The sequence below is a fragment of the Methylobacterium sp. M6A4_1b genome (genome assembly GCF_053345175.1).
In genome coordinates, this window is the sequence record NZ_JBKEZQ010000010.1 from 102490 (window position 1) to 126627 (window position 24138).

Below are 24138 nucleotides of genomic sequence, written 5' to 3' on the forward strand. Positions count from 1 at the left end.
GGGTGCCCGACCGAAGCGGCTCGAACGACGAGCCGGGCGAGAAGCCGTTCGAACCTCAACCCACGCGGCGGAGTCTCCCATGGACGGCCATTTCAGCGGCTATGCCAGCCTGTTCGGCGTGCCCGACCTCGGGCGCGACGTGGTGGCGCCGGGCGCCTTCGCGGCGAGCCTCGCGGCGCGGGGCGTCGCGGGGGTGCGGATGCTCTGGCAGCACGATCCGGCCGAGCCGGTGGGGCGCTGGCTCTCCCTGCGCGAGGATGCCCGCGGCCTGCGCGTGGCGGGCCAGCTCAACCTCGCCGTCCGTCGCGCCCGCGAGCTCGATGCCCTCCTCGGCGAGGGCGGGCTCGACGGACTCTCCATCGGCTTCCGCACGGTGCGGGCGCAGCCCCAGCGCGGCGGTCTGCGCCGGCTGGATGCGATCGACCTGTGGGAGATCTCCCTGGTCACCTTCCCGCTCCAGACGGGCGCGCGGATCGCCGCCCCGGCACAGGCTTTCTCCAGGGCTCCGGCAGCGGCCTCCCAGGCCCCGGCAGCGGCCTCCCAGGCGAGCACCGCCCTGGCGCAGGACATCCGGGCCCTGGCCCACCGCATGGCGCCGCCCCGGCGCGCGGCTTTCCCCTCCACCCGGCCCGGGTTCCGGCCCGCCGCCATTCGTCCCGCCCGCTCCGCGAGGTTCGCATGACCGTCCCCGTCCCGTTCGAGACCCACGCCACCGCACCGCGCGCCCCCGAGGTGAAGGGCGCCCTGCCGCCCCTGGAGGACAAGGCCGCCGGCCGCGCCCCGCACGACCCGGCGCCGAACGACCCGGCGGTGGGCACCGCCATGGCCGAACTCGCCCGCGCCTTCGAGGCGTTCAAGGAGACCAACGACGCGCGACTGGCCGCGATCGAGGGCCGCGCCCCCGGCGACGTGCTGACCGAGGAAAAGCTCGCCCGCATCGACGCCGCCCTCGACACGGCGCGCACACGCCTCGACCGCCTCACCCTCGACGGCCGCCGCCCGCCCTTGGGGGCCGGCGGCTTCTCGGGACGGGACGCGGCCCCGCGCGACGGCGCCAGCCACGAGCACAAGGCCGCCTTCGACCTCTATGTCCGGGCCGGCGAGAGCGGCGGCCTCAAGCGGCTGGAGGAGAAGGCCCTCTCGGCCGGCTCCGGGCCGGACGGCGGCTACCTCGTGCCGGCCGAGGTCGAGCGCATGGTGCTGACGCGGCTCGCCAACCTGTCGCCGATCCGGGCTCTCGCCACCGTGCGGGTCATCTCCGGCGGGCAGTACAAGCGCGCGGTCTCGGTGCGCGACGCCGTCGCGGGCTGGGTCGCCGAGACCGCGCCGCGGGCGCAGACCGACTCGCCGGTCCTGTCCGAGCTGACCTTCCCGGCGATGGAACTCTACGCCATGCCGGCGGCGACGCAGACGCTCCTCGACGACGCCATCGTGGACATCGATTCCTGGCTCGCCGACGAGGTCGAGACGACCTTCGCCGAGCAGGAGGGCATCGCCTTCGTCACCGGCAACGGCTCGAGCCGCCCGCGCGGGTTCCTCACCTACGACCTGGTGGCGAACACCGCCTGGGTACCGGGCAAGATCGGGACCGTGTCGACGGGCGCCGCCGGCGCCTTCCCGGCGGCCAACCCCTCGGACGTGCTGTTCGACCTCGTCTACGGCCTGCGGGCGGGCTACCGCCAGAACGCCGCCTTCGTGATGAACCGGCGCCTGCAGAGCACGATCCGCAAGTTCAAGGACGCGGACGGCAACTACCTGTGGCAGCCGCCCCTGGCCGCCGGGCAAGCCGCGACCCTGATGGGCTTCCCGGTGGCCGAGGCGGAGGCGATGCCGAACGCGGCGGCGAACAGCCTCTCGGTCGCCTTCGGCGACTTCCGGCGCGGCTACCTCGTGGTGGACCGCGCCGGCCTGCGGGTGCTGCGCGACCCCTACTCGGCCAAGCCCTACGTGCTGTTCTACACCACCAAGCGGGTCGGCGGCGGCGTGCAGGACTTCGACGCGATCAAGCTCCTGTCCTTCGCGGCGTGAGCGGACGGCCTCCGGGCCTCCGGGCCCGGGGCACCCGCCTCGGGGGCGGGTGTCGATGCGGGCGGGCGCCGGCGTCTGTGCATGACGGCAAACCCGCCGGTGCGTCCACCAAATGCATGATGCCCCGGCCGGACCGGAGTGCTGACCTCGCAGCGGGGCGCACCGGTGGACGTCAGCCGGCCGCGATGCGGCGCCCGTCAGCGCAGGGGACCTCGATGGACCAGACCAATCGCCGTTTCTTCCTCGGGGTTCTCGCGGCCGGGGGCGGCCTCGCGGCGAGCCCGGCCTTCGCCCTGGACGACGGCCATGCCGCCGGAGCCGACGTCGCCCCGGCCTCCAGCTTCCTGCGCACGATTCCGCGCAAGCCCGGGGCGGCGCCCGCCTTCACGGCCTCGCTCGATGCCGGCCCGATCAAGGCGACCTCCGGCGGCTGGGCCCGCGACGTCACCACCCGGCAGCTCCCCATCGCCACGGGGATCGCGGGCGCGCACCTGTTCCTCAATCCGGGTGGGGTGCGCGAGATGCACTGGCACGCCTCCTCCGAGTGGGGCTACATCGTCGCCGGGCATTGCCAGGCGACGGTGATCGACGGCGCGGGCGCGATGGAGATCGTCAATTTCGCGCCCGGGGACACCTGGTACTTTCCCGCCGGGCACGCGCACGCGATCCAGACGCTCGGGGCCGAGCCGTGCCACGCCATCCTGGCCTTCGACGACGGCCTCTACGGCGAGCACGGCACCTTCGGGCTGACCGACTGGATGAGCCGCTTCGATCCGGCCATGCTGGGCCACGCCCTCGGCGTGCCGGACGCGACCCTAGCCGCCATGCCCGCGGGCGAGACCTACATCATGCAGGGACCCGTCGTGTCCCGCGACGGCCCGGCCGCCCTCGCGGCGCGGCCGCTGCCGCCGGTGCGCTCGCATCGCTTCGCCATCGCCGAGGCCGGTGCGGTGGCCGAGGCGGGCGGCAGCGCCCTGCGGGTGGCCCCGGCGAGCGCCTTCCCGGTCTCGTCGGGCATGACCGGGCTTCTGCTCACCCTCGTCCCCGGGGCGATCCACGCGCCGCACTGGCATCCCGCCGCCAACGAGTGGCACTACGTCGTGCGGGGACGGACGCGCGTGACCCTGTTCGGCCAGGACAAGCGCCTGGCCGTGGCGGATCTCGGCCCCGGCGATTGCGCCTACCTCCCCCGCTCCTGCGGGCATTCGGTGGAGAACATCGGAGCGGAGACCGCCGAGATCGTCGGCGTGCACGACAGCGCCACCTATACCGAGACCTCGCTCTCGGCGTGGCTGGCGCAGGCGCCCCGCCACCTGCTCGCCGCCAATCTCGGCCTCAGCGAGCCGGAGGTCGCCGCCTTCCCGGCCGCGGCGCAGACCTTCAGCCGGCCGGCCTGAGGCCGGGCCTGTCTCCGGCCGGGCTTATCTCCGGCCGGGCTTGGCCATCCAGTCCGACCGGGTCGCGCCGATGGCGGCGCCGGAAGGCATGCGGGCGAATTCGGCGGCCCGGGCGTTGATCCAGCCGGCATGCTCGCCGGTGGGCGTGACGGCGGTGAAGCCGCCGCAGGCGGTGCGGGCCTTCTTGTCCTGGCGCATGGCGCCGCTGGACCAGCTCACCACGCCGACGATCTGGTAGCCGCCGGGGCCGCCGCGCAGGATCGGGCCGCCGGAATCGCCGAGGCAGGCGCCGGCGCCGGCCGTCTCGGCCATGCGGCGGCGGTCGGTCACCACGGTGACCCGGTTGGCGACCTGGAGCGAGCCGATCGAGACGAGATGGGCCTGGCGCAGGGTGCGGGCGGTGTTGCGCCGGTTCTCGGCGACCACGCCGAAGCCCGCGATGTCGACGGCGTCGCCGGTGTTGATGGCGCCGCCGCGGGGATCGAGGGGCTGGAAGTCGCCGCTCAGGGGCTCGGCGAGCTTAATCAGCGCGAGGTCGATGCCCGGCTGGTCCTCCGGCGTGGTGCCGGGCACGAAATCGGGATGCATGGCGGCGGCGATCGCATTGATGCGGCGCTGCCGGAAAGCCCGGTCGACCACCACCACGCTGTAGCCGGCCTGGTGCATGACGCAGTGGGCGGCGGTGAGCACGAGATCCCGCGCGATGAGGGTGCCCGAGCAGATCTCGCCCTGGGTGCTCTCGATCCGCACCACCGAGGCGCGCAGGCCGTCGGGGTCGCGCGAGACCTCGCCGTTGATCACCGCCAGGGCCGGAAGCGGCGCCAGGACGGCAACGACGCCGAGGGCCAGAGCACCGACGGCCAGGAACGCGGCCCCGATCCGCGCGCTCCGGCGGTCAGGGGTCGTGCTGGGGGCGGCCTGGCGCAGCGCGGTCGGCAACATCGTGTCTCTCCCGCGTCCGGCGATGTTCTGGACGAGAACCGACTGAAGCGTATCGGAAGGCAATGGCTCGGCCAAGCTCTGGTTCCGCGGCCCCTTCGTCATCCCTGGATCCGCTCAGGTCCCGGACCAGCGGGCGGCGGTGCGCCACCCCGACAGGGTGCGGTCGATCCAGTCGCGCTGCGGCCCGAGCAGGACGCCCTGGGAGACGCCGCCGCAGGCCTTGCCGGCGGCCCAGGCGGAGACGGCGAGGACGGCGGACCCTGGGCCGATCGGTCCGCCGGAATCGCCCTGGCAGGCGCTGGCGCCGCCGGGACCGGCTCCGAGCCAGACCAGGATTCGGCTCGGGCCGTAGGGCTCGACCACGTCGAGTTCCACGCTGCGGTAGGTCCCGGTGCTGCGGGCATCGCCTGCGGCGGCGACGCCGTAGCCCGACAGGGTCAGGCGCTCGCCCGCCCTCGGCATCGCGGCGCCGAGGGCCGCCGGCACGAAGCGGGCCGGCAGGGGGCTCGCCAGGCGCACTAGGGCGAGGTCGACCGAGCGGCGGCGCCCGGCCACCGCGCCGGCATCGTAGCCCGGGTGGAGCGCGCGGGCGGCGATCTCGGCCAGCACCGGCGCGCCCGCCTCGTCCTTGTAGTGCACCCGGTGCTCGGCGCGGGCCGCCACGCAATGGCCGGCGGTGAGCACCGCGTCGGCCGCCACGACGATGCCGGTGCAGACGCCGCCGTTCGAGGACAGCACCATCACGGCCGAGCCCGCCGCCTCGGGAGCGGACCGGCCGCCCACCACCGCACCGGCCGGCCCGGAGGCCGGCAGCCCCAGGCCCAGCAGGGGTCCCAGCAGCGCCGCGGCGCCGCGCCGCGCCGCGCGGCGGGTCCGGCCGGAGTTGCGCGCCATCGCGATTCCTTTCCTGGACGGCCCCCACACGGAGACGACGATGACCCCGATACGCGTCGACAGCGCCATCGTCGAGCCGGTCACGCTGGCGGAGATGCGCGGATACCTGCGCCTCGACCCGGACGATGGCGGGGCCGAGAACGCCCTGGTGGAGCGCCTCATCGCAGCGGCCCGGACGCAGGTGGAGGTGGCCGCCCGGCGCATCCTGGTGCCCGGCCGCTATCGCCTGACGCTCACCGCCTGGCCCGGCGACGGCCGGCTGCCCCTGCCGCTTAGCCCCCTGGTGGCGGTGGCGCGGGCGGGCCTCGTCGATGCCGGCGGCACCGTCACCGATCTCGCCGCCGGGCTCGTTCGCCTGGGCGAGGACGGCCTCGAGGCGCCCGCCCTCGTGATCGATCCGGCGGTGCCGGCGCTCCACCGGCGCGCCGCCCTGATCGAGGTCGACGCGGGCTATGGCGGGGCCGGCCCGCCGCTTCCGCCGCCGCTCGCCCAGGCGATCCGCCTCCTCGTCGCCCACGCCTTCGAGCATCGCGGCGACGGGTCGGGCGACGACGTCCCCCCGCCCGCGCTCGCCGCCCTGGTCACGCCGCTGCGGCGGATGCGCCTCTAGCGCCCTTCTCCCGGGAGACCCCGCCATGCTCCAGCCCCTGACCCGCGCGCCGATCGGCGCGCGGCGCCGCCGCTTCGTGCTCGAACGTCCCCTGGAGACGCCGGACGGCTTCGGCGGCGTTGTGCGCCGGTTTGAGGCCGGCCCCCTGCTCTGGGGCGCGATCGAGCCCCTGCGCCCGATGGACCGGGTCCGGTTCGGCCAAAGCGAGACGGTTCCCACCCACCGGGTCCGGTTCCGCTTCGGGCCCGAGATCACGGCGGGCATGCGCCTCGCCAGCGGCCCGCGCCGCTTCGCCGTGCGCAGCGCCGGCGATCCGGACGGGCGCCGGCGCGACCTCGTCTGCCAGGTCGAGGAACTCCTCGCCGAGGCGGCCGCATGAGCCCGGCCCCCTCGCCCACCAGCCCGCTCCTGGCGCTGCGCGCCGCCATCCTGACCTACCTCGCCACCGACGCCGCCCTGGCGCGGCTGATGGGCGGGTCGCTGCGCCTCACCGACGAGCCGCCCCGGGGCAGCGCGCCGGTCTACGCCCTGTTCGGCGACGCCGAGATCCGCGACGATTCCGTCGACGGCGCCCGGCGCCACCGGCACGCCCTCGGCCTGACGGTCTTCGCCCGGCCGGGCGCGATCCGCAGCGCGGTCGATGCCGCCGAGCGCATCGCCGACCTCCTGCACGATGCGCCGCTCGTCCTCTCGGGCCACGCCCTGGTGCGGCTCGACCTGGAGGCCATCGCCGTGCGGCGCGACCCCGCCAGCGGCGAGGCCCGCGCCATCCTGTCCCTGCGGGCGATCACCGAGCGCCTGACCGCCTGATGTCCCCGAACACCGGAGCCCACCCATGGCAGCGCAACGCGGCAAGGACCTGCTCATCCGCATCGCCAACGGCGGCGGATTCCTCGCGGTGGCGGGCCTGCGCGCCCGCCAGATCGCCTTCAACGCCGAGACGGTGGACGTGACGAACGCCGATTCCGCCGGGCGCTGGCGCGAACTCCTGGCCGGTGCGGGGGTGCGCCGCGCCGCGCTCTCGGGCTCCGGCGTGTTCCGCGACGAGGCCTCCGATATCCGCCTGCGGCAGGTGTTCTTCGACGGCACCCTGGAGACCTACCAGATTGTGGTGCCGGGCTTCGGCACCCTGGAGGGCGCGTTCCAGATCACCAGCCTCGAATACCGGGGGGATCACGCCGGCGAGGTGACCTTCGACATGGCCCTCGACTCGGCCGGCCCCCTCGCCTTCACGGCCGCCTGATGGCCAACCGCAGGCGCGGCGAGGTGGCCCTGGCCCTGGGCTCCGAGCGCTACACCCTCTGCCTCACCCTCGGGGCGCTGGCCGAACTCGAGGATGCCCTCGGGGCCGCCGACCTCGGCGACCTCGGCGGCCGCTTCGCCGGCGGGCGGCTGAAGAGCCGCGACCTCATCGCGCTCCTCGGTGCGGCCCTGCGCGGCGGCGGCCACGACCTCGACGATGGCGCCGTCGCGGCCCTGCCGCTGGCCGGCGAGCTCGAGACCATCGCGACGGCGATCGGCGCCGTGCTCGCCGCGGCCTTCGGCGAGGCCTCCGAAAGCCCTTGAGCCCCACGGGCGGGACCGCGCCGGAGGCATCCTCCGCCTTCCCGTGGGACGAGGCGCTGACGCTGGGCCTCGCGCGCCTGCGCTGGCGCCCGCGCGATTTCTGGCGCGCCACGCCGCGCGAACTGATGGCCGCCGCCGGCCTGACCGGGTCCCGCTCCGCCCTCGACGGGCCGGCCCTGCGGGACCTGATCGCCCGTTACCCCGACCCGACCTGACCGAGGGACCCCGCCATGGCCGAGACCGAACCCGACCGCGCCGACGCCGCCCGCGCCCGGCAGCTGGAGACCCTGGACAAGCTCGCCCAGCGCTTCGGCCAGAGCCTGTCGAAGGCGCTCAGCGTCAATGTCGGGGCCGGGCGCCAGCTCGACAGCGTGCTCGGCACCCTGGCGACGAAGCTTTCCAGCGTGGCGATCAAGGCGGCCCTCAACCCGGTCAAGGCCGGGATCACCGGGCTGGTGAACGGGCTGATCGGGGCGGGGGCGGGCGGCGCCGGCACGGCCTTCGCCCGTGGCGGCGTGCTGCAGCAGGGCCGCGTGCGCCCCTTCGCGGCCGGCGGCGTGGTGGCCGCGCCGACCTACTTCCCGATGCGCGACGGCCTCGGCCTGATGGGCGAGGCCGGGCCGGAGGCGATCCTGCCGCTGAAGCGCGGCAGCGACGGACGCCTCGGCGTCGCGACGGGCGGCCAGGCCTCCGCCCCGGTGACCATCCACATCGCGACGCCCGACCTGGAGAGTTTCCGCCGCTCGGAGGCGCAGGTGGCCGCCGGTCTCGCCCGGGCCGTGGCCCGGGGCCGGCGCGGCCTGTGAGCGGGGGGAGAGGAGCGCACCATGGCCAGCGACCCGCCCGGCGACTTCCACGACGTCCGCTTTCCCCTCGACGTCGCCCTGCGCGGCAGCGGCGGCCCGAGCCGCCGCACCGAGATCGTCACCCTGGCCTCGGGCCGTGAGCACCGCAACAGCCGCTGGGCCGATTCGCGCCGGCGCTACGATGCCGGCTTCGGCATCCGCACCCTCGACGCCCTGCACGCGGTGCTGAGCTTCTTCGAGGAGCGGCGGGGCCGGCTCTACGGCTTCCGCTACCGCGACCGGGTCGATGCGAGTTCCGGCCCGCCCTCGCGCCCGATCGCGGCCACCGACCAGTTCCTCGGCCTCGGCGACGGGGCCACCCGGGTGTTCCAGCTCACCAAGACCTACGGCACCGGACCCGCGCCCTATCGCCGGACCATCGCCAAGCCGGTGGCCGAGAGCGTGCGGGTGGCGGTGAACGGCGTCGCGGTGCCGGCCGCCAAGGTCGCCTGCGATGCCGCCACCGGCCGCCTCACCTTCGCGGCCGATGCCGTGCCGGGGGCGGGCTCCCGCGTGACGGCGGGCTTCGGCTTCGACGTGCCGGTCCGCTTCGACACCGACGACCTCACGATCGACCTGTCGGCCTTCGCCGCGGGGGAGATCCCGCGGGTGCCGCTCATCGAGATCGTGCCGTAGGGGACGCGAAGCGCAGCGGCCAGGCACCCGGACGCCGGACCACGGTGCGGGGCGCGAAGCGCCAGAGCCGCTCGGCACCGGGGAAATCCGCAAGCTCGGGGGCGTCGAGGACGACCTCGGGCCGCCCGGTCATCTGCAGCAGGTCGCCGGTGGCGAAATCGAGGAAGAGCAGCCCGGCGCGCGGGTTGGCGAGCATGTTGCCCAGCGTGTTGAAGAACCGGTTGCCGGAATAATCCGGCACCGTCAGGACCCCGTCGGCGCCAACCCGGACGAAGCCGGCGGGGCCGCCGCGATGCGAGACGTCGACCTGCCGGGTGCCGTCCGGGCCGACCGCGTAGCTGGCGACGAACAACGTCTCCGCGCCGGCCACCAGGGCGCGGGCCCACGCGTCGAGGTGGTGCGACACCTGCGAGGCGGCGCCCGCCGCCGGGACCGGCGCCGGATCCGTCCGGACCCGGATGTATTGCGGGCAATTGCCGAAGCTCTGCGTCACGCGGATCGCGAAGCCGTCCGGCCGGTCCCGCGCCACCGTGCCGTTCAGGCGGTTGCGCCGCCGCGTGTCGAGGTCGATCCCGAGGAGGCCGATGGCGGCGCCGTCCGCCAGCCCCGCCTCGGCGGGATCGTCGGGCTCGGGCGCGACCCGGACCCGGAGGTGCCCGGGATCGGGTGCCTCGAGGAAACCCGGCGCCCCGGTCCGCACCGTCGCCCAGGCCTCGCCGTCCGGGTCGACCGCCCCCAGCACCACGAAGGGCAGCTGGCCATAGAAGGCGCGGTGCTGATCGATCAGGTGGTCGCGGATCACGCGGGGGCCGAGTTCGGCCATCCGCTCGGCCACGCCGAGATGCGCCTGGATCGCGACCTCCCCCGCATGCCAGGGCGCGGTGGGGTGGGACGCGGCGCGCGGTTCGGAGAGGGACCGAGATTCTGGGAGGGACCGAGATTCTGGGAGGGACCGAGATTCTGGGAGGGACCGAGATTCTGGGAGGGACATGGGGGTTCTCCTCGGGTCGGGGTGGGGCTCAGGCGGCGCGCAGGCCCGCGCGCGTCTGCGGGAAGGGCACGAAGCCCGGCAGGGCCTCGATGCGGGCGAGCCAGGCGCGGACGGCGCCGTAGGGGGCGAGGTCGACGTTCCCCTCGGGCGCGGCGGCGACGTAGCTGTAGAGGGCCACGTCCGCGAGGGTTGGGTGATCGGCGGCGAGCCAGGACCGGCCGGCGAGTTCGGCCTCGAGACGTCCGAGGATGGCATGGGCCCGGGCGATGACCTCGGCCGCGTCGAAGGTGGCGCCGAACACCGTGATCAGGCGGGCGGCGGCCGGGCCGGAGGCGATGGGGCCGGCCGCGACCGAGAGCCAGCGCTGGACCCGCGCCGCGCCGGCCGCGTCCTCCGGCAGCCAGTCGGCGCGGCCGAGGCGCTTGGCCAGGTAGACCAGGATGGCATTGGAATCCGGGACGACCGTCTCGCCGTCGACGAGCACCGGCACCTGTCCGAAGGGATTCAGTTTCAGGAAATCCGGTGCCTTGTGCTCGCCCCGGGCGAGGTCGAGCTCGACGATCGCGCAGGGTTCGCCGACCAGGGACAGGAACAGGCGGGCCCGGTGGGCGTGGCCGGACAGGGCGACGTGGAACAGCTTCATGGGGGTCTCCTCGGGACAGGGCCGGGGCGCCGGCGACATCCGCAGTCAAGATCATCACCCGCGCGGCGAGAATGCGCTTTCCCCGCAAGCCACTGTTCCGCAGAATGGAACAATCGAGACCCGGCGGGAGGCGGCATGGATCGGTGGCAGGCGATGCGGGTCTTCGTCCGGGTGGCGGAGAGCGGGGGCTTCGCCGGCGCGGCGCGCCAGCTCCACATGAGCCCGCCGGCCGTGACCCGGGCGGTGGCCGCCCTCGAGGCGCGGATCGGGGCGCGGCTCCTGACCCGGACCACCCGCTCGGTGAGGCTCACCGAGGCGGGCGGGCGCTACCTGGCGGATTGCCGGCGCATCCTGGCCGAGATCGAGGAGGCGGAGGCCGCCGCGGCGGGCCTCTACGCGACGCCCTCCGGCACCCTGACGGTGACGGCGCCGGTGCAGTTCGGGCGCCTCTACGTGCTGCCGGTGATCACCGAATACCTCGCGCGCCACGGCGGCGTCTCGGCCCAGGCCCTGTTCCTCGACCGGGTCGTCAACATGATCGAGGAGGGCGCCGATGCGGGGGTCCGGATCGGTCACCTCGCGGATTCCGGGCTGGCGGCGATCCGGGTCGGCACCGTGCGCCGGGTGCTCTGCGCCGCGCCGGACTACCTCGACCGGCACGGGACCCCCGCGACGGTGCGGGACCTGCGCGACCACGCCGTCGTCGGCTCGGCCAGCACGGGCCTCGGGGCCGACGGGCGCTTCGGCCCGGAGCCCGGCGCCGCCGTCGCCCTGCGGCCCCGGCTGACCTGCAGCACCATCGATTCCGTGCTGGCGGCCGCCCTGGCCGGCCAGGGCATCGCGCAGCTGCTGTCCTACCAGGTCGCCCCGGCCGTGGCGGAGGGGCGCCTGCGCCTCGTCCTCGACGATCCGGAGGCGGCGGCGATGCCGGTCCACGTGGTGAGTCCGGAGGGGCGGCGGGCGCCCGCCAAGGTGCGGGCCTTCATCGATCTCGCGGTGGCGCGGCTGCGGGCCGACCCGCGGGTCAATCCGAACCGCGCCTGAGCTGTCATCCGAAGATCCGGCCGGGATTTCCAGACCATGCGCGACCTGCCCCCCGACCTCGCCGCGCATCTCGCCGGCGGGGCGACCACGCTCTGCCATTGCTGGGCCCTGACCCGGCGCGACGGCGCCCGCCTCGGCTTCACCGACCACGACCGCGACCTGACCTTCGGCGGCCTGACCTACGCCGCCCGCTCCGGGCTCGAGGCGGCCGAGGCCAGCGCCGAGCTCGGCTTCGCCATCGGCGGCGGCGAGGTGGCCGGGGCGCTCTCGGCGGCCGGGCTCACCGACGCCGACATCGCCGGCGGTCTCTACGACGCCGCCTCCGTGGAGACCTGGCTGGTGGATTGGAGCCGCCCCGAGACCCGCCTGCTCCTCGAGATCGGCACGGTGGGCGAGGTGCGCCGGGCCGGCACGGCCTTCGTGGCCGAGTTGCGCGGGCTGATGGACCAGCTCGACGCCGAGCGCGGCCGGACCTATCGCGCCACCTGCGGGGCCGATCTCGGCGATGCCCGCTGCCGCGTGGACCGCGCCGACCCGCGGTTCGCCACCACCGGCACGGTGCTGGCGGTGCCGGAGCCCGGCCGCCTCGACGTCGCCCTGGCGGGGGTGTTCGCCCAAGGGTGGTTCGCCGGGGGGCGCCTCGCCTGGACCGGGGACGGCCAGGCCGGCCAGGAAGCCGAGATCCGCGACCAGGCCGGCGCGACGGGGACGATCCGCCTCGACCTCTGGCAGGCGCCGCCCCGCCCGGTGGCGCCGGGCGACCGCTTCCGCCTCACGGCGGGCTGCGACAAGCGCCTCGCCACCTGCCGCGAAAAGTTCGGCAACGTGCCGAACTTCCAGGGCTTCCCGCACCTGCCGGGCAACGACTTCGTGCTGCGCCCCGCCCCCGGCTCGGGCCCGGGCCTCGATGGCGGCAGCCTGTTCCGGTGAGGGGACCATGGAATCCGACGCACTCGTCACCCTGGCGCGGGCCTGGATCGGCACGCCCTACCGCCACCAGGCCTCCCTGAAGGGCGTCGGCTGCGACTGCCTCGGGCTCCTGCGCGGGGTCTGGCGCGAGGCCCTCGGCCCGGAGCCCGAGGCGGCCCCGCCCTACGCCGCGTCCTGGGCCGAATCCGCCCCGCCCGGCAGCGATCCCCTGGCGGAGGCGGCCGGGCGCCACCTCCTGCCCGTCGACGGCCCGCCATCGGCCGGCGACGTCCTGCTGTTCCGCTTCCGCGCCCACCTGCCGGCCCGGCACTGCGCCATCGCCACCGGCGCCGGCACGATGATCCACGCCCATGACGGCGCCGCCGTCACGGAAGTCGCCCTGACGGGCTGGTGGCGGCGCCACCTCGCCCAGGTCTTCCGCTTCCCGGGCGTGGGGGGTGGAGGCTAGCCGGCGCACCGCCCGAGTCCTCGTCCCGCTTCCGGAGTCCGCCATGGCCACGCTGATCCTGCAAACCGCCGGGGCGGCGGCCGGCACGGCGCTCGGCGGGCCGATCGGCGGGATCATCGGCAGCGCCCTCGGGGCGGCGGCGGGCTCGGGGATCGACGCCGCGCTGTTCGGCGGACTCGCCGGCGGGCGCACGGCCGAGGGGCCGCGCCTCACCGACGTGGCGGGCCTGAGCTCCACCGAGGGCGACCCCATCCCGCGCGTCTACGGCCGGGCCCGCATCGGAGGCACCCTGATCTGGGCGACGCGTCCGCTGGAGGTGGCGAGCACCGCCGCCGCCAGCGCGGCCGGCGGCAAGGGCATCGGCGGCGGCAAGGTCAAGCGCACGACCTACGCCTACTTCGTCGACCTCGCCATCGGCCTGTGCGAAGGGCCGGTGGCGGGCATCCGGCGGGTCTGGGCGGACGGCCGCGAGCTCGACCTGACCACGATCGCCCTGCGCCTGCACGCCGGCGACGCGGACCAGGCGCCCGACCCGCTCATCGTCGCCAAGGAAGGGGCGGAGAACGCGCCCGCCTATCGCGGCCTCGCCTACGTGGTGTTCGAGCGCCTGGCGCTCGCCGAGTTCGGCAACCGGATCCCGCAATTCGCCTTCGAGGTGCTGCGCCCCGTCGCGGGGCTGGCCGGGATGATCCGGGCGGTCTGCCTCATCCCCGGCTCCACCGAATTCGGCCTCGACCCCCTGCGCGTCACCGAGGAGGCGGGCTACGGCACGACCCGGCCGGCCAACCGGTTCCAGCTGCAGGCGGGCACCGATGTGGCCGCCTCCCTCGACGCGCTCCAGGCCCTCTGCCCGCGCCTCGCCCGCGTCTCGGTGGTGGCGAGCTGGTTCGGGGACGACCTGCGCGCCGGGCGCTGCACCCTCGCCCCCCGGGTCGACAACGCCGCCAAGGCGACGAGCGGGGACGTCTGGTCGGTGGCGGGCCTGCGCCGCGACCAGGTGGCGGCCGTCTCGACGGCACCCGGCGGCGGCCCGGCCTATGGCGGCACGCCCTCCGATGCCGGCCTGACCCGCCTCGTGGCCGACCTGCACCGGCGCGGCCTCGCGGTGGTGCTCTACCCCTTCGTGATGATGGACGTGTCCGCCGGCAACGCCCTGCCGGACCCGCGGAACCCGGCCGCCGGAGGCCAGCCGGCCTATCCCTGGCGCGGGCGCATCACCTGCGATCCCGCCCCCGGGCAGCCGGGGAGCCCGGACGGGACCGCGGCGGCCGGGACCCAGGTGGCGGCCTTCCTCGCGCAGTATCGCCCGTTCGTGCTGCATTACGCGGCGCTCGCTTCCGCCTGGGCCGCCGCGGGGGTCCCCCTCGCCGGCTTCATCCTCGGCAGCGAGTTCGTCGGCCTCACCCGGGTCCGGGCCGAGGCGGGACGCTACCCCGCCGTGGAGGGCTTCCGCAGCCTGGCGACGGCGCTCCGCCAGAACCTCGGCCCGGCCGTCAAGCTCGTCTACGCCGCCGACTGGACCGAGTACGGCGCCGACGTGCGCGACGGCGGCGCCACGGTCCGCTTCCCCCTTGACGCCCTGTTCGCCGACCCGGCCATCGATGCGGTGGGCATCGACTACTACCCGCCCCTGACCGACTGGCGCGACGGGGCCGCCCATGCCGACCTGGCCCTGGCCGATTCGATCTACGACCCGGCCTATCTCAGGGGCCGGGTCGGGGCCGGCGAGGCCTTCGACTGGTACTATGCCGGGGAGGCCGACCGGGCGGCCCAGATCCGCACGCCGATCACCGACGGGCGCTACGCCAAGCCCTGGACCTTCCGGGCCAAGGACCTCGTGGGGTGGTGGGCGAACCGCCACGTGGAGCGGGACGGCGGCCTCGAGACCCGGGCGACGGCATGGGTGCCGCGCGGCAAGCCGCTCTGGCTCACCGAGGTCGGGGTGCCGGCGGTGGACAAGGGCACCAACGGACCCAACGTCTTCCCCGATCCGAAATCCGCCGAGGACGCGCGCCCGCCCGGCTCGCGCGGCACCCGCGACGACCTGATCCAGGCGCGGGGGCTGGCCGCGATCCTGGGGCGGTTCGACCCCGAACTGCCCGGGTTCGAGCCCGCCCACAACCCGGTCTCGCCGGTCTATGGCGGGCCGATGGTGCCGGCGGACGCGGTCTTCGTCTGGTGCTGGGACGCCCGGCCCTTCCCGGCCTTTCCCGACTTCGACTCCGTCTGGGCCGATGCGGGCAACTGGTCCGTGGGCCACTGGATCACCGGCCGGATCGAGGGGCTGGAGCTCGACCGGCTCATCGCCGCGATCCTGGCCGACCTCGGGATCACCGTTCCGGCCGCCATCACCGCCGACGCGACCCTCGACGGCTACGTCATCGACCGGCCGATGTCGGCCCGGGCGGCCCTGGAGCCCCTGGCGCAGCTCTACGGCCTCGACGTCTCCGCCCAGGCCGGCGCGCTGATCCTGCGCGGGCCGCGCCGGGAGGTGCCGCGCCCCATCGCGGCGGACGACCTCGTGGTCCTGAACGACGCGGAGGCGCCCCTCGCCCGGGTCCGGGCCGAGGAGGCGGAACTGCCGCGCTCCCTCGAGATCGGCTTCACCGACGGCGAGACCGCCGAGTACCGCCGGGCGAGCGCCGCCGCGACCCGGCCCACCGGCCGGCGCCGGCGCGAGACCCGGATGGAGGCCGCCGTGGTGACCCGGCGCGCCGCTGCCGAGGCCCTGGCGGAGGCCGCCCTCGACGCCGCCCTCGCCGCCCGCGACACCGCGCGCTTCACCCTGAGCCCGCGCCGGATCGACCTCGCGCCGGGCGACCTCCTCGCCCTGCCGGGGGAGCGCGGGCCGCACCGGATCCTGCGCATCGCCGACAGCCCGCGCGGACGCGGGATCGAGACGCGGGGCGTTCCCCTCCACGGCCGGGCGCCGCGGACCGGCGAGTCGGAAGGATCGCGCCCCCGCCGGGCGGTGCCGGCCCTGGCCGGGCCGCCCTTCGCGGTCGCCCTCGACCTGCCGGCGGACCGCGGCACCCCGACCGCCCTGCAGGTGCTGGCGGTGACGGCCGAGCCCTGGCCCGGGCCGATGGCGATCTGGCGGGCGGAGGGCGAGGGAGGGCCGCTGGCCCCGCGGGGCTTCGTCGATCATCCCGCCTGCCTCGGCGAGACCCTGGATGCCCTCGCGCCCGGCCCGCTCTGGCGCTTCGACCGGGGCGCGGCCCTGGTGGTCCGCCTGCGTCAGGCCGGCGATCTCGCCGCCATCGGCGAGGCGGCGGCGCTCGCCGGCGGCAACCTGTTCGCGATCCGCGGCGCGGCGGACGGGGCGATCGAGCTGATCGCGGCCGCCGGGGTCACGCTCGTGGGTCCGGGCACCTACCGGCTGACGGGGCTCCTGCGCGGCCTCGCCGGCAGCGAGGCGCAGGCCGGGCGGACGGCGCCGCCCGGCAGCCTGATCGTGCGCCTCGACGGGGCGGTGGTGCCCCTGGTCGAGCGCCTGGACGAGGCCGGCCGCCCGTTCCGCTACCGCATCGGCCCGGCGGAGCGCGATCCGGCCGATGCGACCTATGTCGAGCTCCACGCCACGGCCGGCCTCACCGCCCTCACCCCCTTGAGGCCCGTCCACCTCCGGGCGCGGCGGGAGGCGGGAGGCGTGCGCCTCGCCTGGACGCGCCGGGCCCGGCGCGACGGCGATTCCTGGGATGCCGTCGCGATCCCGCCGGAGGAGCCCGAAGCCTACCGGGTCGCGGTGTTCTCCGCCGGCGGCCTTCGCCTCCGGACCCTGACCGCGTCCGCGCCGGACCTCCTCTATGCCGCCGTGGACGAGGCGGCGGATTTCGGCACGCCCCAGCTCCGCCTCGACGTCGCGGTGGCGCAGGTCGGCGCCGCGGCCGGCCCCGGTCCGGAGACCCGGGCGCAGGTGCCGGTGGAGCCCGCCTGAACCTTCGATCCCGCCCATCCCCAGACAGCCCGGAGCCGGCCGATGCCCGAGACCACACCCAACCTCGCGCTGCCGCTCATCGCGGCGGGCCAGGCGCAGAAGCACGTCACGCACAACGAGGCGCTGGCCGGCCTCGACGCGCTGGTCCAGCTCGCCTGCCGCGACAAGGATCTCGGCGCGCCGCCCGCCAGCCCCGCGGAGGGAGACCGCTACCTGGTGCTGAGCGCGAGCCCGACGGGGGCGTGGGCCGGGCTGTCCGGCCAGATCGCCCAATTCCAGGATGGGCGCTGGCGCGGCCTCGTCCCGAAACCCGGCTGGCTCGCCTGGATCCTCGACGAGGACGAGCTCTACGCCTGCACGGCGGCGGGATGGGTCGGGGTCCGCGCCACCTTCAGGCAGCTCCAGAACCTGACGCGCCTCGGCATCGGCACCACGGCGGACGCCGCCAACCCGTTCGCCGCCAAGCTGAACACCGCCCTCTGGACCGCCCTGACCACCGCCGAGGGCGGCACCGGCGACCTGCGCTGCACCCTCAACAAGCAGGCGGCCGGCAACGTTCTCTCCCTGCTGTTCCAGAGCGCCTTCACCGGGCGGGCCGAGATCGGGCTCTCGGGCAACGACGACCTCACGATCAAGGTGGCGCCCGATGCCGGCGGCTTCCGGGAGGCCCTGCGCATCGACCGGGCGAGCGGGCGGGTCGACCTCAAGGGGCCGATGCCGACGAACCTCCTGGGAGCGCCCGCCCTGCGCCTGGCCCAGGATCCGGCGGCCGACGGCAGCCTGCTGGCCGGCGGCCTGACGATGCAGACCACCGGCGGCGGCCTGTCCTGGAACCTCGCCGGGCTCGCCGGCACGGCGGGCACCGCCGGGGCGACGGCCGGCTTTCCGGGCGGCCTCGCGATCTTCGTCAAGCCGGCGGACGGGACCCGCCCCGGGACCCTGCGCGAGGTGGCGCGCTTCGGAGCGGACGGCAATCTCGGCCTCGGCTCCAGTGCCCCCCTGGCGACCCGGCTCGGGGTCGCGGGCATCATCGCCCACACCGCCGACAACACCTGGAGCCTCGGCACGCCGGCGCTGCGCGCCTCGGTGATCTATGCCGGCACGGGCGCGATCAGCACCTCCGACGCTCGCGAGAAGACGCCGGTCGCGCCGCTCTCGGAGGCCGAGATCGCCGCCGCCCGCCTCCTGGCCGGGGAGATCGGCACCTTCCGGTTCCACGAGGCCCTCGCGCTCAAAGGGGACGGGGCGCGCCGCCATGTCGGGCTCACCGTCCAGCGGGCTGCGGCGGTGCTCGCGGACGCGGGCCTCGATCCCTTCGCCTACGGCTTCATCTGCCGGGATTCCTGGCCCGCGGTCGCTCCGCGGGAGGCCGTCGCGGCCCGGGAGGCCGAGATCGACGCGGACGGCGCCGAGAGCGTGCCGGCCGTGCCGGCGCAGGACGCGGCGCCCGGCCGCGAGGCCGGCGAGCGCTACGGCTTCCGCACGGATCAGCTGCTGCTGTTCCTCGCCCGCGGCTTCGAGGCGCGGCTCAGCGCCCTGGAGGCCGCCGCCGGTCCCTGATCCGCGCGGTCCCGGTCAGCCCAGATACCCCGCCGCCCGCAGGTCGGCCTCGACCGCCTCGCAGAGGGCCGCCAGCGGATTGTCGTTCTGGGCGGCGGGCGGTTCGAGCGGGCGCATGGGTGGGAAGGCCGTGTCGGGCGGCTGCAGCGGGGCCTCCCGGGCGAAGTCGTCCGCCTCGGATTCGCGTCGCAGGGCGTCCGAGATGAGCTTTCGCAGCATGTCCGCCTCCCGAGCCCGCGACAGGCTCAAGTATCGCGCAAGTCTAACGTCCGATCAATCAACCGGAGACAGGGCATGAACCTCAGTGCCATCGACGAAGCCGTGCTCGTCGCGCGCGAGGGGCGCCGCCTCAGCGCCTACCGCGACAGCGTCGGGATCTGGACCATCGGCGTCGGCCATACCTCGGCCGCCGGCCCGCCCCTGGTGACGCCGGGCTTGCGCCTGACCGAGGCGGCCTGCGACGCACTCTTCCGGCGCGACGTCGCCCGCTACGTCCGGGCCGTGGCCGAGGCGGTGCCCGGCGATCTGCCCGACCACGCCTTCGACGCCCTGGTCTCGCTCTGCTTCAACATCGGCCCGGCGGCCTTCGCGCGCTCCACCGTCCTGCGGCGCCTGAAGGCCGGCGACCGGAGCGGCGCCGCCGCCGCGATCCTGATGTGGAACCGGCCGGCCGCGCTGGTCCCGCGGCGGGGCGCCGAGCACGACCAGCTCCTGACGCCCTACGACCGGGCCCTGCCCCGGGCGCGCCGGGGCGACGCGGCCCCGGTTTCCGCCCCTCGTCCGGCGCAGCCGCCCCTGCCCGCGCCCCGCCGGACGGTGCCGCGCATGCCGCCGCCGCCGACCCGCGCGCCCGGTCCGGCCGCGGCGCGCCCCGGCGTCCTGGAACGCCTGTGGTCGCTCGTCCGCAGCCGCCTGTCCGGCGGCCGCTGAGCGCCCCGCCGCACGGCCGAAGCTTCGATGTCCCCGCCGATGGAGTTTGCGATGACCCGATTCGTCCCCTGCAGTGCCGCCCTCCTCGCCCTGGCCGTTCCGGCCGCGGCGGCGACCGCCGATGTCAGCCTCGCGTGGGGCGATGCCCTCGCATCCGCCCTCCAGGCCGCCGGGAGCGTGCTGGTGCCCCTGGCCGTCACCGCCCTGACGGCCGCCCTGGCGCGGATCGCCGGTCCCTTGCGCGTCCTCATCACCGCCAGCCTGGTGGAGCGTCTGGTGCGCAACGTCGCCGACTACGCGGTCAACGCGGTCGCCGGCGCGGCGCGCGGCCGGACCCTGACGGTGCCGATGGGGTCGCTGGTGATCGCGGGCGCGGTCCAGCGCGGCCTCGACGCGGCGCCGGGATGGCTGATCCGCGCCGCCGGCGGGATCGACGGCCTCGGCGAGAAGGTGTTCCGCAGCCTGCCCCTGGCGGAGGAGGCGACGGTCGCCAACACCCTGACGCCGGCGCTGCGCGCGGCCTGGGCCGAGCGGGCGCGCCCTCGCCCCTGACGATCCGGTCCGCGCCGGGGTCCGGAACGTCCGGGGGGGGGAAGGTCGCCTGGGGACGAGGAGGTCGCCTTGGAAAAGATCGCCCAGGAAGCCGCGCACCTGCTGGTGTCGCAGGAGGGCGCGGGCTGGATCGTCGCCGTCCTGCTCGGGCTCGCCTGCGTCCACCTGCACCGGGAATCGATGCGCGCCCAGGAGGCGCGCATCGGAGACACGGGCGCCACCGCGACGGCCCTGGAACGGGCCTCGCAGACCAACGCGGCCGTGGCCGCCGCCCTGGAGAGCCGCACCCGCGTGCTGGAGGACCTGTCGCGGGTGGCGGCCGAGATCGCGCGCAGCGTCGAGCGCAACGACGAGCGGGCGCGGGAGAAGCTGGACGACATCCTGCGCCGCCTCGCCGAGGCCCGGCCGCGCCCCTGAGGAGACCGCCATGGACCGCATCGCCCTCCTGCTGCACCGGCGCCGCGACCGCCGCCGGGTGGCGGCCCTGCGCCTGCGCAGCGCCCGGCTGCATTTCGAGCACTCGTCGGCCGCCCTGCGGCGGGCCGCCCGCGACCATATCGACGGCTACGCCCCGATCGGTGCGATGCTGCGGGCGACCCTCGCGCGCCTCGCCGCCGAGGGCGCCGGACCGGCCTGAACCGCCCCGGCCCGGCCGCCCACGGGAACCGAATGGCCGAGGTTGGGCTTGGCTCGGCATTCAGGACACATTCAGTGCCTCCACCCTAGACGTCGGCTCATGCGCATCCTCCTCGCCCTGCTGTTGATCGGACTGACCGTCGCGGGTTTCGCGACGGTGTCGATCGACACCTACGCGGAGGAGACGACGGCGGGCACGAGCGCCACGCCGCTGGCCGCGATCCCGCGCAGCGAGACCTGCCTCAGCCCGGCGGACCTGCGCGAGGCCGTGGCCGACAAGCGGGTGATCGCCCCGGTGGCGGCCATCCGCGCCGCCCGCCAGGTGATTCCCCGGGCCGAGATCCAGCGGGCGCGCCTGTGCCGGAACGACGAGACCCTCGTCTACCTGCTCACCGCCCTGCGCCGGGACGGCCAGTTCGTCCACGTCGTCGTCGATGCCACCACCGGGCAGGTCAGCGGACCGTGACACGCTTTCGGGCGGAAGGCGTTTCGCGCCGCGGCGGAGACGTCTAACGTGCGCGGCGCGCCGACCCGCGGGTCCAGGCCATCATCGTAGGAGTTCGGGACCGTGCGGTTGCTCGTCGTGGAGGATGACCGGGACATCAACCGGCAGGTGGTCAACGCCCTCGAGGAGGCCGGCTACGTCGCCGACAAGGCCTTCGACGGCGAGGAGGGCGGCTATCTCGGCGAGAACGAGCCCTACGACGCGATCATCCTCGACATGGGCCTGCCCAAGACCGACGGCGTGAGCGTGCTGCAGAAGTGGCGCCGGGCCGGCATCAAGACCCCGGTCATCATCCTCACCGCCCGGGACCGCTGGTCCGACAAGGTCGACGGCTTCGATGCGGGGGCCGACGACTACGTCACCAAGCCCTTCCACATGGAGGAGCTGATGGCCCGGGTGCGCGCCCTGCTGCGGCGCGCGGCCGGCCACGCCACCAGCCAGATCGCCTGCGGCCCGGTGGTGCTCGACACCCGCTCCGGCCGGGTCTTCGTGGACGGCAACCCGGTCAAGCTCACGAGCCACGAGTACCGCCTGCTCTCCTACCTGATGCACCACACCGGCCGGGTGGTCTCGCGCGCCGAGCTGACCGAGCACCTCTACGACCAGGATTTCGACCGCGATTCCAACACCATCGAGGTCTTCGTCGGCCGCCTGCGCAAGAAGCTCGCCGTCGACCTGATCCAGACCGTGCGGGGGCTGGGCTACCTCGTCGACCCGAACCAGCCCGCGCCGCGGGTGTGATCTCAGCAGGTTCCGGCGAGGTCGGTCCGCGCGAAGTCGTCGCCTTCGAAGAGCAACGGGGCGGAATGGACCTTGGCCATCGCATCGGCGAAGCCATCGCCCCTGTTGCGTTGGGCCGTGTGCCCCGTTCCCCTGCCATACCGGGCGAAAGCCGCGGCCGCCGGCACGCCTGCCTCGGGCGGGATCTCTATCGAACGGATACCGGTAGCGTTCAGAAAGGCAGTCAGATCGGCCAGCGCGACCCTGGTGGAGCAGGGCCGTTTCCGGCAAGGCGCCAACACGGCTTCATAGACGGCGATTGCGGAGGTGAAGCGATCGGGGGCGGTCTCGAGGCGATCGAGAAGGTCGTCGCTGCCGACCTCGGACGCTGGGATCGCCACCAGAGCCGACGCATCGACAAACATCGAGCGTCACCGCTGAGTTCGTCGTAGAAAGCCTTGTCGGCTTCGAGGCCGGTCCGTGGATGGGAAGCGATGCGCTCCTGTATCGGCCGAATCCGCTCACGCAAGCTGAGCTTTTCGGCGTCGCGGCGAAGTTCGTTGCTGACGGCGCGCTTCACCGCCTCGTCCGGCGGGATCCCGTCGCGCCCGGCGAGCCGGCGCACGAGACGCTCGGTCGCGGGATCGTGGATCTCGAGGGCCATCGTCGAATCTCCGTACGGATGATGTACAGACGGATCGAGACATCTTTCACCCGTCGCGAACGCACCGCGCGGGCAAGCGTCTCGCGACAAGGCAGCATGACCACCAATCCGGCGCCGTTCTCCGCATGATCGCAACTCCCGCCTGGCTCCCGATGCGCCGCCGCTCGACCGCGGTGCGTCTCGCCACCTCGGCCCTGCTGGCGAGCTCGGCGATCCTGCTGATCGCCGCCTGGATCCTCACGACCCTGTACCGCGAGAACACCGAGCGGGCCTTCGACAGCCGCCTGCTGGTCTACGCCAACAACCTCGCCACCGACCTCGTCTCGCCCAACGATCCGGAGAGCCGCTCCTTCACCCTGAGCGATCCGCGCTTCGACCTGCCGCTGTCGGGCTGGTACTGGCAGATCGGGCGCCCCGATGCGAAGCCGCGCGACCTGCGCACCTCGCGCTCCCTGGTCGGCGTGCCCCTGAAGGCGGCCGGCACGCCCGACACCAAGGCGGGCATCGGCCAGATCCGCCAGGGCTACGGCCGGGCGCAGGACGAGCGCCGCCTGCGCATCATCGAGCGCGACGTCGATCTCGGCGAGGAGGGCCGCTACACCGTGCGGGTCGCCGGCCCCGCGGACGAGATCGAGAACGACGTCGACCGCTTCCGCTTCTCCCTGATGGTCACCTTCGGCCTGCTCGGCCTGTCGCTCGCCCTGACGACCCTGCTGCAGATCCGCTTCGGCCTGGCCCCGCTCGCCAAGCTGCGGAACGCTCTGGGCGCCATCCGGCGCGGCGAATCGGACCGCATCACCGGCGAGTACCCGCGCGACATCGCCCCCCTCGCGGGCGAGGTGAACCTGCTGATCGAGACCAACCGGGAGATCCTGGAGCGGGCGCGCACCCAGGTCGGCAACCTCGCCCACGCCCTGAAGACGCCCCTCTCGATCATCGTCAACGAAGTCGGCGCCGCCGACGCGCCGGGCGACCTCTCCGCCAAGATCCGCGAGCAGGCCGCCGTGATGCGCGACCAGGTGAACTACCATCTCGACCGCGCCCGGGCGGCGGCCCTGGCCGGCACCCTCGGCACCTCCACGGAGGTCGAGCCGGCGCTGGCCGGCCTCGTGCGCACCTTCGGCAAGATCTACCGCGACAAGGACATCGCCTACGAGGTCCACGTGCCGGCCGGCCTGCGCTTCCGGGGCGAGCGCCAGGACTTCGAGGAGATGATCGGCAACCTCGTCGACAACGCCTCCAAATGGGCTCACGGCCGGGTGGCGATCCGGGCCGAGGCGGTGGGCCAGAACGATTATCCCCACCTTCTCGTGGCGATCGAGGACGACGGACCGGGCCTCGCCCCGGAGGACCGGGCCGCGGTGGTCGGGCGCGGTCGCCGCCTCGACGAGACCAAGCCGGGCTCGGGGCTCGGCCTCTCGATCGTGGCCGATCTCGCGGCCCTCTATCGCGGGCGCTTCCGCCTGGAAGAGGCGACGCTGGGGGGGCTGCGGGCGGTGATCGAGGTGCCGGGCGACGCGCCGGCCGGCGTCGCCCCGCACTGAGTCGCCCCCCGTGGCGGCCGGATAACCCGCCCCCGCGGCGCCCGCCACGCAGGCGGGTTCCGGCCGACCCGGTTTCCCCGCCCGCCGTCATGCTCTAGGGTTGCGCCCTCCCCCGG

At 75.0% G+C, this 24138-nt stretch carries 29 protein-coding genes and 1 pseudogene; 23 read left to right on the forward strand and 7 right to left on the reverse strand.

The features are described 5' to 3' along the window. Positions 1–79: 79 nt before the first annotated feature. The 3 genes from ACLBWX_RS12285 (at position 80) to ACLBWX_RS12295 (ending at position 3425) form a co-directional block, all read left to right on the forward strand. Entirely contained in the window at positions 80–682 is a 603-nt protein-coding gene (locus ACLBWX_RS12285) for an HK97 family phage prohead protease (RefSeq protein ID WP_447677346.1), read from the forward strand. Continuing rightward, complete coding sequence (locus ACLBWX_RS12290; protein WP_447677347.1) at positions 679–2028, forward strand: phage major capsid protein; 1350 nt, start codon at positions 679–681, stop codon at positions 2026–2028. Before ACLBWX_RS12285 ends, ACLBWX_RS12290 begins: the two co-directional genes overlap by 4 nt. Before the next feature lie 215 nt (positions 2029–2243). After that, a complete protein-coding gene (locus tag ACLBWX_RS12295; protein WP_447677348.1) occupies positions 2244–3425 on the forward strand; it encodes a cupin domain-containing protein in 1182 nt (393 codons plus the stop codon). A 24-nt stretch (positions 3426–3449) separates the two neighbouring features. Here ACLBWX_RS12295 and ACLBWX_RS12300 read toward each other — a convergent pair whose 3' ends face one another. Together ACLBWX_RS12300 and ACLBWX_RS12305 are read right to left on the reverse strand one after the other, a co-directional pair. Further along, the gene (locus ACLBWX_RS12300; RefSeq protein ID WP_447677349.1) at positions 3450–4367 is read right to left on the reverse strand and encodes a S1 family peptidase; all 918 of its coding nucleotides are present in this window, start codon (positions 4365–4367) and stop codon (positions 3450–3452) included. A 114-nt stretch (positions 4368–4481) separates the two neighbouring features. Beyond that, positions 4482–5261 (reverse strand): S1 family peptidase, encoded by a 780-nt coding sequence (locus ACLBWX_RS12305; protein ID WP_447677350.1) that lies wholly within the window; start codon positions 5259–5261, stop codon positions 4482–4484. 40 nt (positions 5262–5301) lie between these two features. Between ACLBWX_RS12305 and ACLBWX_RS12310 the strand changes: the two genes are divergently transcribed. Genes ACLBWX_RS12310 through ACLBWX_RS12345 form a run of 8 tightly spaced genes read left to right on the forward strand, consistent with a single transcriptional unit; the run spans position 5302 to position 8918 of the window. Continuing rightward, a complete protein-coding gene (locus ACLBWX_RS12310) occupies positions 5302–5871 on the forward strand; it encodes a head-tail connector protein (protein ID WP_447677351.1) in 570 nt (189 codons plus the stop codon). 25 nt (positions 5872–5896) lie between these two features. Next, entirely contained in the window at positions 5897–6250 is a 354-nt protein-coding gene (locus ACLBWX_RS12315; RefSeq protein ID WP_447677352.1) for a phage head closure protein, read from the forward strand. Beyond that, the gene (locus ACLBWX_RS12320) at positions 6247–6681 is read left to right on the forward strand and encodes a DUF3168 domain-containing protein (protein ID WP_447677353.1); all 435 of its coding nucleotides are present in this window, start codon (positions 6247–6249) and stop codon (positions 6679–6681) included. The genes ACLBWX_RS12315 and ACLBWX_RS12320 overlap by 4 nt, the downstream gene beginning before the upstream one ends. Before the next feature lie 25 nt (positions 6682–6706). After that, positions 6707–7114 (forward strand): phage major tail protein, TP901-1 family, encoded by a 408-nt coding sequence (locus tag ACLBWX_RS12325; RefSeq protein ID WP_447677354.1) that lies wholly within the window; start codon positions 6707–6709, stop codon positions 7112–7114. Continuing rightward, a complete protein-coding gene (locus tag ACLBWX_RS12330; RefSeq protein WP_447677355.1) occupies positions 7114–7437 on the forward strand; it encodes a gene transfer agent family protein in 324 nt (107 codons plus the stop codon). Before ACLBWX_RS12325 ends, ACLBWX_RS12330 begins: the two co-directional genes overlap by 1 nt. Beyond that, positions 7434–7652 (forward strand): phage tail assembly chaperone, encoded by a 219-nt coding sequence (locus ACLBWX_RS12335; protein ID WP_447677356.1) that lies wholly within the window; start codon positions 7434–7436, stop codon positions 7650–7652. Before ACLBWX_RS12330 ends, ACLBWX_RS12335 begins: the two co-directional genes overlap by 4 nt. Positions 7653–7667: 15 nt before the next feature. After that, the gene (locus tag ACLBWX_RS12340) at positions 7668–8243 is read left to right on the forward strand and encodes a phage tail tape measure protein (RefSeq protein ID WP_447677357.1); all 576 of its coding nucleotides are present in this window, start codon (positions 7668–7670) and stop codon (positions 8241–8243) included. Between the two features lie 21 nt (positions 8244–8264). After that, positions 8265–8918 (forward strand): phage distal tail protein, Rcc01695 family, encoded by a 654-nt coding sequence (locus ACLBWX_RS12345; RefSeq protein ID WP_447677358.1) that lies wholly within the window; start codon positions 8265–8267, stop codon positions 8916–8918. Here ACLBWX_RS12345 and ACLBWX_RS12350 read toward each other — a convergent pair. Together ACLBWX_RS12350 and ACLBWX_RS12355 are read right to left on the reverse strand one after the other, a co-directional pair. Next, positions 8899–9741 (reverse strand): pyridoxamine 5'-phosphate oxidase family protein, encoded by an 843-nt coding sequence (locus ACLBWX_RS12350; protein ID WP_447677413.1) that lies wholly within the window; start codon positions 9739–9741, stop codon positions 8899–8901. The genes ACLBWX_RS12345 and ACLBWX_RS12350 overlap by 20 nt on opposite strands. 196 nt (positions 9742–9937) lie before the next feature. Continuing rightward, entirely contained in the window at positions 9938–10552 is a 615-nt protein-coding gene (locus ACLBWX_RS12355) for a glutathione S-transferase family protein (protein ID WP_447677359.1), read from the reverse strand. A gap of 135 nt (positions 10553–10687) precedes the next feature. Here ACLBWX_RS12355 and ACLBWX_RS12360 point away from each other — a divergent pair, with 135 nt between their 5' ends. Genes ACLBWX_RS12360 through ACLBWX_RS12380 form a run of 5 tightly spaced genes read left to right on the forward strand, consistent with a single transcriptional unit; the run spans position 10688 to position 18471 of the window. Next, positions 10688–11596, forward strand: a complete 909-nt coding sequence (locus tag ACLBWX_RS12360) for a LysR family transcriptional regulator (RefSeq protein ID WP_447677360.1) — start codon at positions 10688–10690, stop codon at positions 11594–11596. 36 nt (positions 11597–11632) lie between these two features. Beyond that, a complete protein-coding gene (locus ACLBWX_RS12365; protein ID WP_447677361.1) occupies positions 11633–12526 on the forward strand; it encodes a DUF2163 domain-containing protein in 894 nt (297 codons plus the stop codon). 7 nt (positions 12527–12533) lie between these two features. Next, complete coding sequence (locus ACLBWX_RS12370; protein WP_447677362.1) at positions 12534–12974, forward strand: NlpC/P60 family protein; 441 nt, start codon at positions 12534–12536, stop codon at positions 12972–12974. A gap of 43 nt (positions 12975–13017) precedes the next feature. Then, on the forward strand, positions 13018–16911 hold the full coding sequence (locus ACLBWX_RS12375) for a baseplate multidomain protein megatron (protein WP_447677363.1): 3894 nt from the start codon (positions 13018–13020) through the stop codon (positions 16909–16911). A gap of 42 nt (positions 16912–16953) precedes the next feature. Continuing rightward, positions 16954–18471 carry a DUF2793 domain-containing protein gene (locus ACLBWX_RS12380; protein WP_447677364.1) on the forward strand — a complete coding sequence of 506 codons (1518 nt, stop codon included), beginning with the start codon at positions 16954–16956 and terminating at the stop codon, positions 18469–18471. Between the two features lie 15 nt (positions 18472–18486). Here ACLBWX_RS12380 and ACLBWX_RS12385 read toward each other — a convergent pair whose 3' ends face one another. Beyond that, the gene (locus ACLBWX_RS12385; RefSeq protein WP_447677365.1) at positions 18487–18690 is read right to left on the reverse strand and encodes a hypothetical protein; all 204 of its coding nucleotides are present in this window, start codon (positions 18688–18690) and stop codon (positions 18487–18489) included. A 75-nt stretch (positions 18691–18765) separates the two neighbouring features. On the opposite strand from ACLBWX_RS12385, the gene ACLBWX_RS12390 reads away from it, so the two are divergent. The 6 genes from ACLBWX_RS12390 (at position 18766) to ACLBWX_RS12415 (ending at position 21835) form a co-directional block, all read left to right on the forward strand. Continuing rightward, positions 18766–19401, forward strand: coding sequence for a lysozyme (locus ACLBWX_RS12390; RefSeq protein WP_447677366.1), 636 nt, complete (start codon positions 18766–18768; stop codon positions 19399–19401). A gap of 51 nt (positions 19402–19452) precedes the next feature. Continuing rightward, positions 19453–19953 carry a hypothetical protein gene (locus ACLBWX_RS12395; protein ID WP_447677367.1) on the forward strand — a complete coding sequence of 167 codons (501 nt, stop codon included), beginning with the start codon at positions 19453–19455 and terminating at the stop codon, positions 19951–19953. Between the two features lie 69 nt (positions 19954–20022). Then, positions 20023–20370, forward strand: coding sequence for a hypothetical protein (locus tag ACLBWX_RS12400; RefSeq protein ID WP_447677368.1), 348 nt, complete (start codon positions 20023–20025; stop codon positions 20368–20370). Between the two features lie 10 nt (positions 20371–20380). Continuing rightward, a complete protein-coding gene (locus ACLBWX_RS12405) occupies positions 20381–20590 on the forward strand; it encodes a hypothetical protein (protein ID WP_447677369.1) in 210 nt (69 codons plus the stop codon). A 99-nt stretch (positions 20591–20689) separates the two neighbouring features. Further along, on the forward strand, positions 20690–21055 hold the full coding sequence (locus tag ACLBWX_RS12410) for a PepSY domain-containing protein (protein WP_447677370.1): 366 nt from the start codon (positions 20690–20692) through the stop codon (positions 21053–21055). 102 nt (positions 21056–21157) lie between these two features. Further along, a complete protein-coding gene (locus tag ACLBWX_RS12415) occupies positions 21158–21835 on the forward strand; it encodes a response regulator transcription factor (protein WP_055946034.1) in 678 nt (225 codons plus the stop codon). 2 nt (positions 21836–21837) lie between these two features. Here the strand turns inward: ACLBWX_RS12415 and ACLBWX_RS12420 are convergent, their stop codons facing one another. Then, positions 21838–22239 (reverse strand): PIN domain-containing protein, encoded by a 402-nt coding sequence (locus tag ACLBWX_RS12420; protein ID WP_447677371.1) that lies wholly within the window; start codon positions 22237–22239, stop codon positions 21838–21840. Between the two features lie 71 nt (positions 22240–22310). Next, positions 22311–22478: pseudogene (locus ACLBWX_RS12425) on the reverse strand (type II toxin-antitoxin system VapB family antitoxin); the annotation flags it as partial. A gap of 125 nt (positions 22479–22603) precedes the next feature. On the opposite strand from ACLBWX_RS12425, the gene ACLBWX_RS12430 reads away from it, so the two are divergent. Further along, a complete protein-coding gene (locus tag ACLBWX_RS12430) occupies positions 22604–24022 on the forward strand; it encodes a sensor histidine kinase (RefSeq protein WP_447677372.1) in 1419 nt (472 codons plus the stop codon). Positions 24023–24138: the final 116 nt, after the last annotated feature.

What these genes read in the sequence shown, in the direction of transcription:
- ACLBWX_RS12385 (WP_447677365.1), bottom strand. Translation starts at nt 18,690, where the DNA reads ATGCTGCGAAAGCTCATCTCGGACGCCCTGCGACGCGAATCCGAGGCG.
- ACLBWX_RS12370 (WP_447677362.1), top strand. Translation starts at nt 12,534, where the DNA reads ATGGAATCCGACGCACTCGTCACCCTGGCGCGGGCCTGGATCGGCACG.
- ACLBWX_RS12395 (WP_447677367.1), top strand. Translation starts at nt 19,453, where the DNA reads ATGACCCGATTCGTCCCCTGCAGTGCCGCCCTCCTCGCCCTGGCCGTT.
- ACLBWX_RS12365 (WP_447677361.1), top strand. Translation starts at nt 11,633, where the DNA reads ATGCGCGACCTGCCCCCCGACCTCGCCGCGCATCTCGCCGGCGGGGCG.
- ACLBWX_RS12375 (WP_447677363.1), top strand. Translation starts at nt 13,018, where the DNA reads ATGGCCACGCTGATCCTGCAAACCGCCGGGGCGGCGGCCGGCACGGCG.
- ACLBWX_RS12420 (WP_447677371.1), bottom strand. Translation starts at nt 22,239, where the DNA reads ATGTTTGTCGATGCGTCGGCTCTGGTGGCGATCCCAGCGTCCGAGGTC.
- ACLBWX_RS12290 (WP_447677347.1), top strand. Translation starts at nt 679, where the DNA reads ATGACCGTCCCCGTCCCGTTCGAGACCCACGCCACCGCACCGCGCGCC.
- ACLBWX_RS12305 (WP_447677350.1), bottom strand. Translation starts at nt 5,261, where the DNA reads ATGGCGCGCAACTCCGGCCGGACCCGCCGCGCGGCGCGGCGCGGCGCC.
- ACLBWX_RS12300 (WP_447677349.1), bottom strand. Translation starts at nt 4,367, where the DNA reads ATGTTGCCGACCGCGCTGCGCCAGGCCGCCCCCAGCACGACCCCTGAC.
- ACLBWX_RS12355 (WP_447677359.1), bottom strand. Translation starts at nt 10,552, where the DNA reads ATGAAGCTGTTCCACGTCGCCCTGTCCGGCCACGCCCACCGGGCCCGC.
- ACLBWX_RS12410 (WP_447677370.1), top strand. Translation starts at nt 20,690, where the DNA reads ATGCGCATCCTCCTCGCCCTGCTGTTGATCGGACTGACCGTCGCGGGT.
- ACLBWX_RS12320 (WP_447677353.1), top strand. Translation starts at nt 6,247, where the DNA reads ATGAGCCCGGCCCCCTCGCCCACCAGCCCGCTCCTGGCGCTGCGCGCC.
- ACLBWX_RS12390 (WP_447677366.1), top strand. Translation starts at nt 18,766, where the DNA reads ATGAACCTCAGTGCCATCGACGAAGCCGTGCTCGTCGCGCGCGAGGGG.
- ACLBWX_RS12325 (WP_447677354.1), top strand. Translation starts at nt 6,707, where the DNA reads ATGGCAGCGCAACGCGGCAAGGACCTGCTCATCCGCATCGCCAACGGC.
- ACLBWX_RS12360 (WP_447677360.1), top strand. Translation starts at nt 10,688, where the DNA reads ATGGATCGGTGGCAGGCGATGCGGGTCTTCGTCCGGGTGGCGGAGAGC.
- ACLBWX_RS12315 (WP_447677352.1), top strand. Translation starts at nt 5,897, where the DNA reads ATGCTCCAGCCCCTGACCCGCGCGCCGATCGGCGCGCGGCGCCGCCGC.
- ACLBWX_RS12285 (WP_447677346.1), top strand. Translation starts at nt 80, where the DNA reads ATGGACGGCCATTTCAGCGGCTATGCCAGCCTGTTCGGCGTGCCCGAC.
- ACLBWX_RS12340 (WP_447677357.1), top strand. Translation starts at nt 7,668, where the DNA reads ATGGCCGAGACCGAACCCGACCGCGCCGACGCCGCCCGCGCCCGGCAG.
- ACLBWX_RS12345 (WP_447677358.1), top strand. Translation starts at nt 8,265, where the DNA reads ATGGCCAGCGACCCGCCCGGCGACTTCCACGACGTCCGCTTTCCCCTC.
- ACLBWX_RS12350 (WP_447677413.1), bottom strand. Translation starts at nt 9,741, where the DNA reads ATGGCCGAACTCGGCCCCCGCGTGATCCGCGACCACCTGATCGATCAG.
- ACLBWX_RS12405 (WP_447677369.1), top strand. Translation starts at nt 20,381, where the DNA reads ATGGACCGCATCGCCCTCCTGCTGCACCGGCGCCGCGACCGCCGCCGG.
- ACLBWX_RS12380 (WP_447677364.1), top strand. Translation starts at nt 16,954, where the DNA reads ATGCCCGAGACCACACCCAACCTCGCGCTGCCGCTCATCGCGGCGGGC.
- ACLBWX_RS12330 (WP_447677355.1), top strand. Translation starts at nt 7,114, where the DNA reads ATGGCCAACCGCAGGCGCGGCGAGGTGGCCCTGGCCCTGGGCTCCGAG.
- ACLBWX_RS12310 (WP_447677351.1), top strand. Translation starts at nt 5,302, where the DNA reads ATGACCCCGATACGCGTCGACAGCGCCATCGTCGAGCCGGTCACGCTG.
- ACLBWX_RS12295 (WP_447677348.1), top strand. Translation starts at nt 2,244, where the DNA reads ATGGACCAGACCAATCGCCGTTTCTTCCTCGGGGTTCTCGCGGCCGGG.
- ACLBWX_RS12430 (WP_447677372.1), top strand. Translation starts at nt 22,604, where the DNA reads ATGATCGCAACTCCCGCCTGGCTCCCGATGCGCCGCCGCTCGACCGCG.